The organism is Streptomyces sp. NPDC029296 (assembly GCF_055569255.1).
Map to the genome: position 1 here is coordinate 44,868 of NZ_JBVHXT010000007.1, position 14,030 is coordinate 58,897.

At 73.2% G+C, this 14,030-nt stretch carries 16 protein-coding genes; 10 read left to right on the forward strand and 6 right to left on the reverse strand.

Annotated features, from left to right (window positions below):
• The first annotated feature begins 155 nt into the window (after window positions 1-155).
• Window positions 156-878 (forward strand): DUF4232 domain-containing protein, encoded by a 723-nt coding sequence (locus tag ACZ4W9_RS08065; protein WP_467934005.1) that lies wholly within the window; start codon window positions 156-158, stop codon window positions 876-878.
• Window positions 879-927: 49 nt separating this feature from the next.
• On the forward strand, window positions 928-1,641 hold the full coding sequence (locus tag ACZ4W9_RS08070) for a hypothetical protein (RefSeq protein WP_467934006.1): 714 nt from the start codon (window positions 928-930) through the stop codon (window positions 1,639-1,641).
• 163 nt (window positions 1,642-1,804) lie between these two features.
• Here the strand turns inward: ACZ4W9_RS08070 and ACZ4W9_RS08075 are convergent, their stop codons facing one another.
• The 3 genes from ACZ4W9_RS08075 to ACZ4W9_RS08085 form a co-directional block, all read right to left on the reverse strand.
• Window positions 1,805-2,110 carry a hypothetical protein gene (locus tag ACZ4W9_RS08075; RefSeq protein WP_467934008.1) on the reverse strand — a complete coding sequence of 102 codons (306 nt, stop codon included), beginning with the start codon at window positions 2,108-2,110 and terminating at the stop codon, window positions 1,805-1,807.
• 108 nt (window positions 2,111-2,218) lie between these two features.
• Complete coding sequence (locus ACZ4W9_RS08080; RefSeq protein ID WP_467934009.1) at window positions 2,219-2,467, reverse strand: MFS transporter; 249 nt, start codon at window positions 2,465-2,467, stop codon at window positions 2,219-2,221.
• A 166-nt stretch (window positions 2,468-2,633) separates the two neighbouring features.
• Window positions 2,634-2,927 (reverse strand): UTRA domain-containing protein, encoded by a 294-nt coding sequence (locus tag ACZ4W9_RS08085; RefSeq protein ID WP_467934010.1) that lies wholly within the window; start codon window positions 2,925-2,927, stop codon window positions 2,634-2,636.
• Between the two features lie 10 nt (window positions 2,928-2,937).
• On the opposite strand from ACZ4W9_RS08085, the gene ACZ4W9_RS08090 reads away from it, so the two are divergent.
• On the forward strand, window positions 2,938-3,099 hold the full coding sequence (locus ACZ4W9_RS08090) for a hypothetical protein (RefSeq protein WP_467934012.1): 162 nt from the start codon (window positions 2,938-2,940) through the stop codon (window positions 3,097-3,099).
• A gap of 132 nt (window positions 3,100-3,231) precedes the next feature.
• On the opposite strand, the gene ACZ4W9_RS08095 is transcribed toward ACZ4W9_RS08090, so the two are convergent.
• Window positions 3,232-3,717 (reverse strand): MarR family winged helix-turn-helix transcriptional regulator, encoded by a 486-nt coding sequence (locus ACZ4W9_RS08095; protein ID WP_467934013.1) that lies wholly within the window; start codon window positions 3,715-3,717, stop codon window positions 3,232-3,234.
• A 232-nt stretch (window positions 3,718-3,949) separates the two neighbouring features.
• On the opposite strand from ACZ4W9_RS08095, the gene ACZ4W9_RS08100 reads away from it, so the two are divergent.
• The 7 genes from ACZ4W9_RS08100 (at window position 3,950) to ACZ4W9_RS08130 (ending at window position 9,990) form a co-directional block, all read left to right on the forward strand.
• Window positions 3,950-5,146: an MFS transporter gene (locus tag ACZ4W9_RS08100; protein WP_467934014.1), complete on the forward strand. Its 1,197-nt coding sequence runs from the start codon at window positions 3,950-3,952 to the stop codon at window positions 5,144-5,146.
• A gap of 28 nt (window positions 5,147-5,174) precedes the next feature.
• On the forward strand, window positions 5,175-5,597 hold the full coding sequence (locus ACZ4W9_RS08105; RefSeq protein WP_467934015.1) for a GlcG/HbpS family heme-binding protein: 423 nt from the start codon (window positions 5,175-5,177) through the stop codon (window positions 5,595-5,597).
• A 118-nt stretch (window positions 5,598-5,715) separates the two neighbouring features.
• Window positions 5,716-6,540 carry an aldo/keto reductase gene (locus ACZ4W9_RS08110; RefSeq protein WP_467934017.1) on the forward strand — a complete coding sequence of 275 codons (825 nt, stop codon included), beginning with the start codon at window positions 5,716-5,718 and terminating at the stop codon, window positions 6,538-6,540.
• 117 nt (window positions 6,541-6,657) lie between these two features.
• Window positions 6,658-7,668, forward strand: coding sequence for a TIGR03571 family LLM class oxidoreductase (locus ACZ4W9_RS08115; protein ID WP_467934018.1), 1,011 nt, complete (start codon window positions 6,658-6,660; stop codon window positions 7,666-7,668).
• Window positions 7,669-7,776: 108 nt separating this feature from the next.
• Window positions 7,777-8,787: an aldo/keto reductase gene (locus ACZ4W9_RS08120; protein ID WP_467934020.1), complete on the forward strand. Its 1,011-nt coding sequence runs from the start codon at window positions 7,777-7,779 to the stop codon at window positions 8,785-8,787.
• Between the two features lie 46 nt (window positions 8,788-8,833).
• Complete coding sequence (locus ACZ4W9_RS08125; protein ID WP_467934021.1) at window positions 8,834-9,253, forward strand: SRPBCC family protein; 420 nt, start codon at window positions 8,834-8,836, stop codon at window positions 9,251-9,253.
• Window positions 9,254-9,465: 212 nt separating this feature from the next.
• Window positions 9,466-9,990, forward strand: a complete 525-nt coding sequence (locus ACZ4W9_RS08130; protein WP_467934022.1) for an EF-hand domain-containing protein — start codon at window positions 9,466-9,468, stop codon at window positions 9,988-9,990.
• Between the two features lie 185 nt (window positions 9,991-10,175).
• Here the strand turns inward: ACZ4W9_RS08130 and ACZ4W9_RS08135 are convergent, their stop codons facing one another.
• Entirely contained in the window at window positions 10,176-13,055 is a 2,880-nt protein-coding gene (locus tag ACZ4W9_RS08135; protein WP_467934024.1) for a SpaA isopeptide-forming pilin-related protein, read from the reverse strand.
• A 249-nt stretch (window positions 13,056-13,304) separates the two neighbouring features.
• Complete coding sequence (locus ACZ4W9_RS08140) at window positions 13,305-13,949, reverse strand: dihydrofolate reductase family protein (protein WP_467934025.1); 645 nt, start codon at window positions 13,947-13,949, stop codon at window positions 13,305-13,307.
• Between the last annotated feature and the right edge of the window lie 81 nt (window positions 13,950-14,030).

Below are 14,030 nucleotides of genomic sequence, written 5' to 3' on the forward strand. Positions count from 1 at the left end.
ATTCCCGGCGGACGACCCCGCCGGGACACGGGGCCCGCCCGGGCCCGGGAACGGCCCGGACCACCCGCAGTCGACGCGAAACCGCGCACCACCAGTACGACGACCGAGGCCCACGGCACCGCGCCGCGGCCCACACACTCCGGGGGGAACTCTCCATGAACACTCCGCGCAACCGCTCCGTGCTGCTCGCCGTCGCGGGCACGGCTCTCACCCTGTCCCTCACCGCCTGCCAGAGCGACGGGGACACCACGTCGAAGGCCGCGGCGGCCCCCAAGGCCACCGTGGCGTCGTCCACGGCGTCCGCCCAGCAGGCCGGCGACAAGGACACCAGCACGTCCGAGGGGACGGGATCGGCCGGCTCGGCCCGTGCGACGGGAGCGAAGGGCTCCGCGAACTCCACCGGTTCCACCGGTACCAGTGGCTCCACCGGTTCCACCAGCGAGCAGGCCTCCGCCTCCGCCCCGGTCTGCGCGGCGGGAGACGTCAGCATCACCGCCGCCACGCAGGACGGTCCGCCCTACACCCACATCGTCCTCACGGCGAAGAACACCTCCCGCCACGTCTGCCGGCTGACGGGCTTCCCCCACATCCAGTTCCTGGAGAGCCACAAGCAGGACGTCCCGGCCGTCGGCAAGAGCAAGCCGGCCACGCCGGTCGTGCTCACGACCGGTGCCCCGGCCTACGCCCTGGTGAAGCTGTCGGACGGCGGGGTCGACGAGGACAACGAGCCCGTGTCGGCGTTCTCCGTCACGCTGGAGGGCGACTCCACGGTCATCGCCGTCACCGCGCCCGGCAGCGACGGCATCGCCGTCGACCCGGCCAAGGCCCTCACCGGCTACTGGACCCCGGAACTGCGCAACGGCGCGGACGACTTCTGAGTCCCGCCGCGGGGCTGACGGCCGAGCACGGTGACACCTCGTCCGCCGGGTGACCGACGGCGTGCGGGCGTTCGGTGCGGCCGTGGGGGACCGGCGGCACGTCGAGCGCACGGTCGAGCACGCCGCGGAGACCGTCCGCCGCCGGGGCCCGCCCGGTCCGCCCGCGCCCCGGGGCTCACGGCGCGGGTACCAGGCGACCACCAGTACGCCGACCGCCGGCACCAGTACGGCCGGCACCCGCATCGCGGTGTCGGGGGGCGTGGTGAAGTCCGTGACGACGGAGTGCCGCAGGCCGGGCGAGGTCAGGCCCCGGGCGGCCGGCCGCTGTTCGGCGGCGGGAACGGTCGTCGGCGCCCCGGGCCCGCGCAGCGGCGCCGGAAGGCCCGCGGTGAACACCCCGGTCACCACGCTGCCGCCGACCGCCACGCCCGACGCGCTGCCCGGCTCCCGCGCCAGGCTCTGCGACCCGGAGCCCACCCCGGCCCGGTGCTCCGGCAGCGCGGACATCATGCTGTGCGACAGCAGCGGGGTGGCCGGAGCGCACCCGGCCGCGGTGAGCGTCGCCCCGAGCGCGTACAGGGGATACGGGCTGCCCGGGCCGACCAGCGAGACCGTGCCCAGACCGGCCGCCGGCATCGCCACCCCGGCCCCGAGCGTCACCCGCGGGCCGGCCCGCCGCTCCACGGCCACCGCGCAGCGCGGCGCGAACCGCAGCGCACCCGCCATCGGCAGCAGCCCCACTCCCGCCCCCGGCGGCGAGTAGCCCTTGGCGCACTGCAGATACTGCCCGTTGACGCAGAACAGGCCGAACATCCCGGCGAACGCCGGCGCCATCCCGACCGCTCCCGCCCGCACCACCGGCACGGTGAACAGCCGCGGGTCCAGCATCGGATGTTCCCGCCGCAGCTCCCAGCCGGTCCAGGCCGTCAGCAGCACGCCGCCGCACCGAACCCGCCGAGCACCCGCGCGCTGCCCCAGCCGGCCTGCGGACCGGAGACGATCCCCGACAGCAGCGCGAGGAAACCGGCCGTCAGCAGGCCCGCGGACACCACCTGCACCGGCCGGCCGTGCCGCGGCGGCGCCGGGGCGAACACCACCACCAGGACGAGGGCCGTCGGCGACAGCGGCACCACGCACCCGAACAGCGCCCGCCACGAACCGGTCTCCAGTGAACCGGTCTCCAGCGCCGCGCCGCCGCCGACGTTGCCCAGTACGGCGGCCAGGCCCGTCATCGACGCCCACACCGCCACCAGCCGCGGTCGGCGCGCCGCCCGCCAGCAGGGCCAGGGCCGTCGGCAGCACCGCGGCGGCGCCCACGCCACTGACCACCCGGCCCGCGATCACCGCGCCGATGACCGGCGCCACGGCGCGCACAGCAGGCACCCGGCGGTGAACAGGCCCAGGCCCGCGGCCGGCACCCGCTCGCGGCCGAGCCGGTCGGCGAGCGCGCCGCCCGGGATGAGCAGGCAGGCGAAGAACACCACATAGCCGTCGACCACCCACATCACCGACTCGGCCGACGGGCGCAGCGCGCTGCGCGACAGCGCGGGGAGGGCGAGGTTCACCGCGGACACCAGGCCCACGAACAAGCGGACACCAGGCCCACGACCAAGGTGACGCACAGACACATCACGGCGACGGTCAGGGGCCCGGGATCCCGGCTTCCGGGCTCCGGGGTACCGGGTGGAGACCCCCCGCGCCCCGGCCCGCGGACCCGGCCGGGCGCCGTCCCGCCTGCGCTCCCGGGACCGGGAATCACCGTACGCCTGCCGCGCGTCGTAGGTGGTCGTCGTCCCGCGGGTCCGGACCGGCGTGCGGGTCCGGGACGGCGCGGACGAGTGCGGTGCGGAACGCCGGCCGGTCGCCGCGTATGCGCAGGAACTCCAGGTCCACCGGGCGCCCGTCGGGCAGTCTGGTCAGCCGTTCGACGCTGAACAGCGCCGAGCCCGCCGGGAGGTCCAGCAGCGCGCACGCGTGCGGGTCGCCGCCCACCCCGTGCACGGTGACGCTCGCGGAGCCGAGCCGGCCGCCGGCTTCCTGCCAGATCACCGCGGTCTTCGTGGACGGCAAGCGGCTGTGGCACGGCCGGCCCACCGACTGGGACGGGCCCGCGCCGGTCCGCGAGGCCGCCGAGACGGGACCGGCGGTCGTGCGGCGCGCCCGCGTCCAGCGGGTGGACCCGGACGACACCACCCGCCCCCCGCGCCCACCCCGCTCCTGACCTGCGCGGACCGCGGGCCGGGGGGTGCCCCCCAGGCGTGGGCCGAGGTCCGCGTGTGCCAGGTCGCCGGGGGAGCGGCACCCTTCCTGTCGTCGGTGCGCCCGCTCGCCCCTCTCCGGGCGAAGGTCTTCTCTACCGTGCCGGAAGGAGTCCGGCGTGCCGGTGCGTCGGGTTCATCGCCTCGACCGCCGTGACCAGGGGGGCGAGTCCGGGGTTCCTGGCGGCTTCGGCGAGCGCTTCCCTGAGGGCGGTGTCGTTGGTCGGCCGGGCCGCTCCCAGCAGCTCCAGCCCCGCGTCGCTGACATCGGCATAGATGCCGCGGCGGTCGGTCGGACACAGGTAGCGGGAGAGCAGGCCACGGTCCTCCAGGCGGGTGACCAGGCGGGTGGTGGCGCTCTGGCTGAGCACCACCGCGTCGGCGACCTGCTTCATCTGCAGGTGCCCGCCCTCACCGTCGTGCTGTCGGCTGAGCACGTCGAGCAGGGAGTACTCGCGCACGCTCAGGTCGTGCGCGGACTGCAGGGCACGCTCGATGTGCGCCTCGATCCGGGCGTGCAGGAGGGAGAGGGCTGCCCATCCGCTGGCCAGAGCGGTCAGCGAGGGATCCGTGGCGGTCATGGGTCCGGGTCTCCTTCCGGATGAGACTCGGACCCAGGGTAAGCCCTGCGTGGAAATATCGGCTAGGGCTTACATAAGGCTTTTGCAAGTATCGCGGTGCCGGTGTGACGGTGAGTCGTAGATATTCCGCCGTTCAGTCGCGCGAGGGCTGCCCGCGTTTGCACTTAGAGAGCGTCTGCAAGTATTGTCGACGCTCGTAAGGCGCACTAGCAATCATACGAAGGATGGCGCCATGCCTCTCGCACTCCTCGCTCTGGCCATCGGGGCCTTCGGAATCGGGACCACCGAGTTCGTGATCATGGGCCTGTTGCCCGAGATCGCCGGAGACTACGGCGTCTCCATCCCGACCGCCGGTCTGCTGGTCACCGGCTACGCGATCGGCGTTGTCATCGGCGCCCCGCTGATGACCGTGCTCGGCACCAGGGTCGGCCGCAAGACGATGCTGACGCTGCTCATGGGCCTCTTTGTCGTCGGCAACCTGCTCTCCGCACTGGCGCCCGGCTTCGGCGTGATGCTCATCGGCCGCCTCGTGGCCTCACTGGCCCACGGCGCCTTCTTCGGCATCGGCTCGGTGGTCGCCGCCGACCTGGTCGCACCCGACAAGAAGGCCGGCGCCATCGCCACCATGTTCACCGGCCTGACCATCGCGAACATCGTCGGCGTGCCGCTCGGCACGTTCATCGGGCAGACAGTGGGATGGCGCACCACGTTCGCCGTCGTCGCCGCGCTCGGCGTGGTGGGCCTGCTCGGCATCGTCCGGCTCGTGCCCGACATGCCCCGGCCCGAGGGCGCACACCTGCGCGGGGAGCTGACCGCGTTCCGCAACCCGCAGGTGCTGCTCGCGATGGCGATGACGGTACTCGGCTTCGGCGGCGTGTTCGCCGCGATCACCTACATAGCGCCGATGATGACCCACGTCGCCGGCTACTCCGACGGCGCGGTCACCTGGCTCCTGGTGCTGTTCGGCGTCGGCATGTTCCTCGGCAACCTGCTCGGTGGCCGCTACGCCGACCGCAACCTGATGCCGATGCTGTACACCGCTCTCGGCGGCCTCGCCGTGGTGCTCGCGCTGTTCACCGTGTTCGCGCACGACAAGATCCTCGCCGCGCTCGCCATCCTGCTCGTCGGGGCGCTCGGCTTCGCCACCGTCCCGCCGCTGCAGAAGCGCGTCCTCGACCAGGCGCACGGCGCCCCCACCCTGGCCTCGGCCGTGAACATCGGGGCGTTCAACCTCGGCAACGCGCTCGCCGCCTGGCTCGGCGGCGTGGTCATCGCCGCGGGCCTCGGCTACACCGCCCCGAACTGGGTCGGCGCTCTCCTCGCCGCCGCCGCCCTCCTCCTCGCCTTCTGGTCCGCCGCCCTGGAACGGCGCACCCCCGCACCGGAGAGCGCCGCCGGCGCCCCCGCGGCGGCCCCCGTCCCGCACTGACCTCCTCCACCTCCCCAGGAGAAGCACCATGAACACCACTGCCGTCACTCCGCTGACCACCGCCGACGCCGAGACCCTGGTCGCGGCCGTCCGGGTCGCCGCCGAGGCCGCCGGGGTCCCGGTCAGCGCGACCGTCCTGGACGCGGGCGGGCACCTGCTCGCCTTCCGCCGCGACGACCGGGCGGTGCTGATCTCCGGCGAGACCAGCACCCGCAAGGCGTACACCGCCCTGCAACTGAACGCGCCGACCGCCGACCTGGTCGACCTCGTCAAGCCCGACGGGCCGTTCCACTCCCTGCCCACCGCGCTGGACCGGCCGCTGCTGTTCATCGCCGGCGGCATCCCCGTCCATCGCGACGGCCGCCTGATCGGCGCGGTGGGCGTCGGCGGCGGAGCCCCCGAGCAGGACCACGCCTTCGCCGCCGCCGCACTGGAGGAACTCGCCCGCTGACGCTCCGCCGCGAGGGCCCGACCCGCGTGCCCGGGCCATCCCCGGCCACATCAACCACATCGACCACACATCACACCGATCACCGATCACCGATCACCGACTGAAAGAGAGCCACCCCATGACCAGCGTCCCCGCCGTGAAGCTGAACAACGGCGTCGAGATCCCCCAGCTCGGCTTCGGTGTCTTCCAGGTCCCCGACGACCAGACCACCGCCGCCGTCGCCAACGCCCTGGAGGCCGGATACCGCAGCATCGACACCGCGGCGATCTACGGCAACGAGAGCGGTGTAGGCCGGGCGCTGGCCGCCTCCGGGCTGCCCCGCGAGGAGCTGTTCATCACCTCCAAGCTGTGGAACGCCGACCAGGGCTACGACGCCACCCTGCGCGCCTTCGACGCCAGCCTCGCCAAGCTGGGCCTGGACCACCTCGACCTCTACCTGATCCACTGGCCCACGCCCGAGCGCGACCTGTACCTGGACTCCTGGCGCGCCATCGAGCGCCTGGCCGGCGAGGGACGGATCCGGGCCGCCGGCGTCTCCAATTTCCAGCCCGCCCACCTGCGGCGGCTGCTGGACAACAGCTCCCTCGTCCCGGCGGTCAACCAGATCGAGTTGCACCCCGGCCTCCAGCAGGCCGAGCTGCGCGCCTTCCACACCCGGCACGGCATCGCCACGGAGGCGTGGAGCCCGCTCGCCCAGGGCGCGGTCCTGGACGACCCCGCCGTCACCGCCGTCGCCGACCGCACCGGCAAGACCCCCGCCCAGGTGGTGCTGCGCTGGCACCTTCAGCTCGGCAACATCGTCATCCCCAAGTCGGTCACCCCGGCCCGCATCCGCCAGAACCTCGACGTGTTCGACTTCCGGCTCACGGACGAGGACATGACCGTGCTCGCGGCCACCGACCGCGACCTGCGCACCGGCCCCCACCCGGACCAGTTCAACTGACCCGCGAGCCCGAGCCGGTACACCGGCACCGGTACGGCTCTGCCCCGTACGCCCCGCCGCCCCGTCCCGGGCAGTCGCCCGGGGCGGGGCGCCGTACCCGCCCCGGAAGGACCCACCGTGGCACCCCCGCACCCCGCACTCGCCCGTCTGGCCCCCACCCCCGGGCGGCTCACCCTCGGACTCGAGCTTCCCCTCGACAACGACTGGGACCCGTCACGGCAGCACGCCGACCGCGAGGCCGGCCGCCCCTTCGGCGTCCCCGACCTGACCGGGCACACCCGGCTCGCCCGGCTCGCCGACCGGCTCGGTTTCGCCGCCCTGTGGCTGCGCGACGTCCCGCTCTACGACCCCGTGCAGTTCGGCGACGCCGGATCGGTCTTCGAGACCTTCACCCACCTCGGCCACCTGGCCGCCGTCACGGACGACGTCGTCCTCGCCACCGGCGCGGTCGTGCTGCCCCTGCGCGAGCCCCTGCTGGTCGCCAAGGCCGCCGCCACCGTGGACGTCCTCGCGGGCGGCCGCATGCTGCTCGGGCTCGCGAGCGGCGACCGCCCCGTGGAGTACCCGCTCTTCGGACGGGACTTCCACCAGCGCGGCACGGCGTTCCGCGAAGGCGTGGGGACCCTGCGCGCCGCCTGGCGCGGCGGCCCGCTGGAACTGCCCCGGGCCGGCCTCGGCGCCGACCGGCGGCTCACCGTCCTGCCCAAGCCCGTCCACCCGGCCGGCATCCCGATCGCTGTCGCCGGCGGTGCGCAGCAGACCCCCGAGTGGATCGCCGAGCACGCCGACGCCTCCCTCAACTACCCGCGTGACCTGGGCGCCCTCGGCCTGAAAACGCGCGAGTGGCAGCGGCTCACCGGGGGCGGCAAGCCGTACCTCACGCCCATGGTGCTGCACCTGCGGGAGGACCCGGACGCCCCGCCGCGCCCCATCCGGCTGGGACTCAGCGTCGGAAGCAAGGCCCTGATCGACCACCTGGGGGAGATGGCCGGCCTCGGCGTCGCCCATGTCTCCTTCAATCTGCGGCCCAGCGAGCGGCCGGTGGACGAGGTGCTGCACGAACTCGCGCAGGACGTCCTGCCGCACTTCCCCCGCCGGGACCCCGAGCGCGGCCACGACTTGCATTAGCCCGCGTCTGCAATTATTGTTGACGCTTGTAAGGTGCTCCTGCATTGACAGGCGCAGGGCATCGGCTCCGGTACTCCGGCGCCAAGGCACCATCGAAAGGCACCCCCCATGTCCCTCAAGGAAATCCTTCCCGGCCGTCTCGGCTTCGGCACCGCCCCGCTGGGCAACATGTTCCGCGCGATCCCCGACGAGGAGGCCCGCGCCACCGTCGAGGCCGCCTGGGACCAGGGCATCCGCTACTACGACACCGCCCCCTTCTACGGCGCCGGCCTCGCCGAGGAACGCCTGGGCCGCGTCCTGTCCGCCAAACCCCGCGACGCCTACGTGCTGTCCACCAAGGTCGGCCGGGTCATCCTCGACGAGATCGAGACCGACGTCCCCGACTTCGGCGAGAAGGGCGGCCTCTTCGAGCACGGCAACCCCAACAAGATCCTCCACGAGTGGACCGCCGACGCCACCGAGCGCTCCATCGAGGGCAGCCTCAAGCGCCTGGGCGTCGACCGGCTCGACATCGTCTGGGTCCACGACATCGCCCAGGACTTCCACGGCGACGCCTGGATCCAGAAGTTCGAAGAGGCCCGCACCGGAGCCTTCCGCGTCCTGTCCCGCCTGCGCGACGAGGGCGTCATCAAGGCGTGGGGCCTGGGCGTCAACAAGACCGAGCCCATCGAGATGACCCTCGCCCTGGACGAGCCGCGGCCCGACGGCTTCCTCCTCGCCGGCCGCTACACCCTCCTCGACCACGCCCACGCCCTCCAGCGCCTGCTGCCCATGGCCCAGGCACAGGGCGTCGACATGGTCGTCGGCGGCCCCTACAGCTCGGGCATCCTCGCCGGCGGCAGCCACTTCGAGTACCAGCAGGCCCCGCCGGAGATCATCGAGAAGGTCTCCCGCCTGAAGGCCCTCGCCGAGAAGCACGGCATCAGCATCAAGGCCGCCGCCCTGCAGTTCTCCCTGGCCCACCCGGTGACCGCCGCGGTCATCCCCGGCGCCACCCGCCCCAGCCGCATCGCCGAGGACCTCTCCGCCCTCGGCGAGACCATCCCGGCCGCCTTCTGGCACGACCTGCGCGCCGCCGACCTGATCAGCCCCGCGGCCCCGCTGCCCGACGGCGCCTGATCCCCGCCCACACCTTTCCCCCACACCAGGATCCAGGAGAAAGACCATGGCCTCGACTTCCGTCAGCCGCACCGTACCCGCTTCGCCCGACAAGGTCTGGAGCCTCATAGGCGGCTTCGACGCCCTGCCCGACTGGCTCCCCTACATCCCCGAGAGCACCCCACTCGAAGGCGGCCGGGTACGCCGGCTGACGAACCCCGAGGGCGAGGTCATCATCGAGCGCCTCGTGGACTTCAGCGAGGCCGAGCGCCACTACAGCTACGCCATCCTCCAGGCCCCGTTCCCCGTCGACGGCTACGTCTCTACCCTCCGCGTCCACACGGTCCCCGGCCGGGACGACATCGCCGAGGTCCAGTGGTCCGGCCGCTTCAATCCCGACGGCGCCACCGAGGACGAGGTCGTCGGCCTCTTCACCGGCATCTACCGCGACGGCCTCGACGCCCTCCACAAGACCCTCTCCGCCTGACACCGCGGTCGTCGCGGAGCCCCGCCACGCGGCCCGGACACGCTTCACGCGCGCCCGGGCCGCGGCATGCGGGCAGCCCGGTCGGTCAGGCCGCCGGCGACCAGCGATCCGCGGCACCCCTTCGCGTGGTTTCCCCGCTCGATGCGTTTCCGGTCGATGCCGAAGGGCAGCGTGGCGGCTGCGCAGCCGTTCAGCCACCAGGAGGAAGCGCAGTGTCCGACTCACCGCAGCACCGCATCTTCGCCATGCTCGACGCGGACGGCGACGGCGTGATCACCCGCGGGGAATACCTCGCGCGGGTCGATCGCGTGGCATCCGCCGTGGGCCGCGACGCCCACCACCCGGCCGTCGCCGCGGCGCGGGCCGCCCACGAGGCCGTCTTCCAGGACATGGACGCCGACCACGACGGGCGCGTGACCTTCGAGGAATACCGCGCGTGGGTGGGACCTGACGCGTTCGAACGCTCCTGCCGGTCGGCTCTCGGCTCCCTGTTCGACATCGCCGACACCGACGCGGACGGGCGCCTGGACCGCCCCGGGTTCTCCCGTCTGCGCACGGCGGCGGGAAACGCCGAAGCGGACGCCGACGAGGCGTTCGCCGCCCTCGACACCGACCGCGACGGCCTCGTCGACCGCGACGCCTATGTGGCGGGCATCCGGGACTTCGTCACCACGGGCGACTCTCCGATGGCCGCGGCCTACGGTGCCGGGCGGCCGGTGCAGGGCCCCCGTTCCTGACAGGACCGCGGCCCGGACCGCACCTCGGACACCACGGCGCACGTGCGCGGGCCTGCCGGCACGGCCCGAAGCGGTGCGCGCCGACAGGGGGTGCCGACCGGCCGGAACGCGGCCGCCGGCCGCGGGGACGGGTGTCCCGCGGCCGGCGGTTTCCGGCGGTGCCGGAGGTGGTGCCGAACGCGCCGTTACTTGTCTCCGTACTCCTTGCCGGAGTCGCCGTCGCCGTCCGGGGCTCCGCAGCCGTTGCCGGAGTCGCCGTAGCCACCGGAGTGCCCGTAGCCGTGGTCGCCGGGCCGGCAGCGCTTGTTGCCCAGCCGGACGGTGATGCCGTCCCCGGCGTTGTCCTCGGTCAGCTCGTGCGGACCGCTGACCGGGTTGCCGGGCAGCTCGTAGCCCTCGGGTACAGCGACCTCGCGCACGTAGTACTCACCGAGCGGGAGGCCGTCGAAGGCACAGTCGCCCCGGGCGTCGGTCGTGCACCTCTGACCGATGCGGGTGTCGGGGTCGGCGCCGGAGGTCTGCAGCCCGGCCACCGCGTTGGTCTCCTTCCACAGCTCGAAGACCGCGCCCGCGAGGGGCTTGCCGCTTCCGGCGTCGGTCTTCTCGACCTTGAGGGAGCCCTCGGTGCCCGGCTCCTCGGTGCGGATGTTCTCGGCGGTGACCTGTACGCCGTCGTCGGCGTTGGCCTCGGTCAGGACCAGGGGGCCGAAGACGTTCTGGTCGGGGAGGTCGTAGCCGCTCGGGGCCGTGGTCTCGCGCCAGTAGTAGGTGCCGGGTGCGACCGTGCGTGTGCACAGGCCGGCCGTGCCGGTGGTGCACACCCCGCCGACCTGGGTGTCGGGGCCGGCGCCGCCGGTCTGGAGGCCGGGTGTGCCGTTGGTCTCCTTCCACAGCTGGAAAACGACGCCCGCGAGCGGGTCGCCGGTCCGGGCGTCCGTCTTCTCGACGCGGACCTGGCCGGTGACCGGCTGGGGTTGCTCGGTCCGGGTGTTCTCGGCGGTGACCTGTACGCCGTCGTCGGCGTTGGCCTCGGTCAGGACCAGGGGGCCGAAGACGTTCGGGTTCGGCAGGTCATAGCCCTCGGGGGCCGTCGTCTCGCGCCAGTAGTAGGTGCCCGGTGCGACCGTCCGCGCGCACACGCCGTCCGTGCCGGTGGTGCACACCCCGCCGACCTGGGTGTCGGGGCCGGCGCCGCCGGTCTGGAGGCCGGGTGTGCCGTTGGTCTCCTCCCACAGCTCGAACACCGCGCCGTCCAGCGGCTCTCCGGTCTCGGCGTCGGTCTTCTCGACGCGGACCTCGCCGGTGACCGGCTGCGGTTCCTCGCTCGGGGTGTTCTCGGCGGTGGTCTGGACGCCGTCGTCGGCGTTGGCCTCGGTGAGGGTCAGGGGGCCGAAGACGTTCTGGTCGGGGAGGTCGTAGCCGTCGGGGGCGGCGGTCTCGCGCCAGTAGTACGTGCCGGTCTCCACCGTCCGTACGCACAGGCCGTTCGCGTCGGTGGTGCACACCCCGCCGACCTGGCTGTCGGGGTCGGTGCCCGCGGTCTGGAGGCCGGGTGTGCCGTTGGTCTCCTCCCACAGCTCGAACTTGGCGCCCGCCAGGGGAACACCGGTCTCGGCGTCGGTCTTCTCGACGCGGATCTGGCCGGTGACCGGCTGGGGTTCCTCGGTCCGGGTGTTCTCGGCGGTGACCTGTACGCCGTCGTCGGCGTTGGCCTCGGTCAGGACCAGGGGGCCGAAGACGTCCGGGTTCGGCAGGTCGTAGCCGTCGGGGGCGGCGGTCTCGCGCCAGTAGTACGTGCCCGTCTCCACCGTGCGCGCGCAGACGCCGTCCGTGCCCGTGGTACAGGTGTCACCGATCCGGGTGTCGGGGCCGGCGCCCGCGGTCTGGAGGCCGGGTGTGCCGTTGGTCTCCTCCCACAGCTCGAATTCCGCGCCCGCGAGGGGGTCACCGGTCTCGGCGTCGGTCTTCTCGACGCGGACCTCGCCGGTGACCGGCTGCGGCTCGCCGCCGCAGTCCGGCAGGTCGCCGTCGAACGGGTAGGAGTGGAACTCGACGCCCGTCTGGGCGCTGGTGTGAGTCAGCGAACCGGTGGTGAGGAAGCGGCCGTCCATGCCGGGCAGCGACACCGTGGTCATGGACGCCTGCTGGCCGACCAGGACACTGCCCTGGAACTGGCCCGAGCCGGTCAGGTTCACCGAGGTCGCGTCCGGGAAGTTCCACAGCAGGCGTTCGCGGTAGGCGTTGAACGGGTCGGTCGCGTCGTCGATGCCGCCGCTGTAGGTGTTGATCACCCGGTTGGCGCCGACGATGTTGACCAGGACCGTCGCGTCGTCCGGGATGTTCGCGAAGGCGATCCCCTGCTGGCCCCCGCCGGGGCCGGTCAGGTCGAAGTCGACGTTGAACACCTGGATCGCGGACGTGCCGTCGCCCGTGAACAGTGTCTGGTAGCCCTGATTCACCGCCGTACCCGTGGCCGGCCGGGCAGCCCCGTCCACGCGGGCGTAGCACTGGCTCGCGGCGGTCAACTGGTCGCGCAGCGGCAGGTACGGCTGTGCGGCGTCCGGGTCGTGGACGAGGGTGGCGTCCACCGTGCCGGTCACCGTGCCGCCGTACCGGACGACCCCGCCCTCGGCGAGCAGCCGCTGGCCGGGGGCGACGGTGATGTCGCCGCCGGTGGTCAGGAAGTCCGCGCCGTCGGGCGGCGGCACCCGCGAGCCGACCCCGGCGATACCGACGTTGTAGACGGCGCTGCCCGCGGTGTCCTTGGCCATGTCGAAGTCGTCCAGTACGACGACCCGGCCCTCCGCCTCCGCGGCCCTGCCACGGACGAGGAAGTCGTTGCCGACGAAGATGTTGATGCCGTTGTCCCGGCCGGCGAAGGGGCCGTTGTTGATGCCCGGGAACGGGTCCGGGCAGTCACCCGGGACGCAGGGGCCGAGGCCGCCCGGCAGCGGGGCGGCCTGGGCCTGGCCGGCCCCCACACCAATGATCAGGGCAGGGGCCAGTCCCGCCACGAGTGCGCAGGCCAGCCCGGCCCGGCCCAGTCTGGGCCGGAGAGCAGCCACACGGTGTCCAATGGAATGCATGCCGACAGGCTTCGCCGCCGGGACCCGCGCGGCGGTGACGACATTCCCGGACCGGACGGCTGTCACGCGGACGGCCCGCACACGTTCGGCCCGTTGGACGCGACATCCGCGCCCGCCGGGTGTACGCGCACCGCGGGGACCCGCCGCCCCCTGGGAGACGAAGGCGCCCGGTGGGGCGGGTGCGCCTCCTCGCGGACGGAACCCGACCGCGAGGAGGCTCGCGTGGTGCTACTTTCGCCAGAACAGGTGGTGGGCGACCCCGCTCGGGCTGGGGACCACCTCCAGGTGGTAGCGGTCGCGTAGGTCGCCGGGGGACTCCCAGAGCCGTAGTCCGGATACGAGTGCGATCGGCGAGACCGCGACGTGCAGGGTGTCGACGAGGCCGGCGTCGAGGAACCGGCGGATGGTGGTGACTCCGCCGCCGAGCCGGACGTCCTTGCCCTGTGCCGCTTCCCGTGCCTGCCGCAGGACCGTGGCCGGGTCGCCGCCGACGAAGTGGAACGTGGTGTCACCGAGCGTGAACGACGGGCGTTCGTGGTGGGTCATGACGAACACCGGTGTGCGGAAGGGGGGTTCCTGCCCCCACCAGCCGCGCCACTCGTGGTCCTGCCAAGGCCCCCGCTGGGGCCCGAACTTGTTGCGGCCCATGATCTCGGCTCCGATGTTCCGGGCGAAGTCCCGGGTGAAGTAGTCGTCCAGCCCCCGGCTCCCGCCGGGATCGGTGCGCATGGGCCAGCTCGCCGTCGCCCCGGCCCAGGCGAACAGCCTCTCGGGACGGTCGTGACCGAACGGATTTTCGAGACTCTGGTGCTCGCCGGCGCCGATCCCGTCGCTCGAGACGTTGAAGTTCATGACTCTGAGAAGTTGGTCCACGTGTGTCCTCGTCCGGTTCCGTCGCGTCCTCGTGCGGCGGGCGCCGCACATCCTGATGTCGAACGGGACGGAGCCGGATCG

What these genes read in the sequence shown, in the direction of transcription:
- ACZ4W9_RS08100 (WP_467934014.1), top strand. Translation starts at nt 3,950, where the DNA reads ATGCCTCTCGCACTCCTCGCTCTGGCCATCGGGGCCTTCGGAATCGGG.
- ACZ4W9_RS08105 (WP_467934015.1), top strand. Translation starts at nt 5,175, where the DNA reads ATGAACACCACTGCCGTCACTCCGCTGACCACCGCCGACGCCGAGACC.
- ACZ4W9_RS08065 (WP_467934005.1), top strand. Translation starts at nt 156, where the DNA reads ATGAACACTCCGCGCAACCGCTCCGTGCTGCTCGCCGTCGCGGGCACG.
- ACZ4W9_RS08110 (WP_467934017.1), top strand. Translation starts at nt 5,716, where the DNA reads ATGACCAGCGTCCCCGCCGTGAAGCTGAACAACGGCGTCGAGATCCCC.
- ACZ4W9_RS08120 (WP_467934020.1), top strand. Translation starts at nt 7,777, where the DNA reads ATGTCCCTCAAGGAAATCCTTCCCGGCCGTCTCGGCTTCGGCACCGCC.
- ACZ4W9_RS08125 (WP_467934021.1), top strand. Translation starts at nt 8,834, where the DNA reads ATGGCCTCGACTTCCGTCAGCCGCACCGTACCCGCTTCGCCCGACAAG.
- ACZ4W9_RS08095 (WP_467934013.1), bottom strand. Translation starts at nt 3,717, where the DNA reads ATGACCGCCACGGATCCCTCGCTGACCGCTCTGGCCAGCGGATGGGCA.
- ACZ4W9_RS08075 (WP_467934008.1), bottom strand. Translation starts at nt 2,110, where the DNA reads ATGACGGGCCTGGCCGCCGTACTGGGCAACGTCGGCGGCGGCGCGGCG.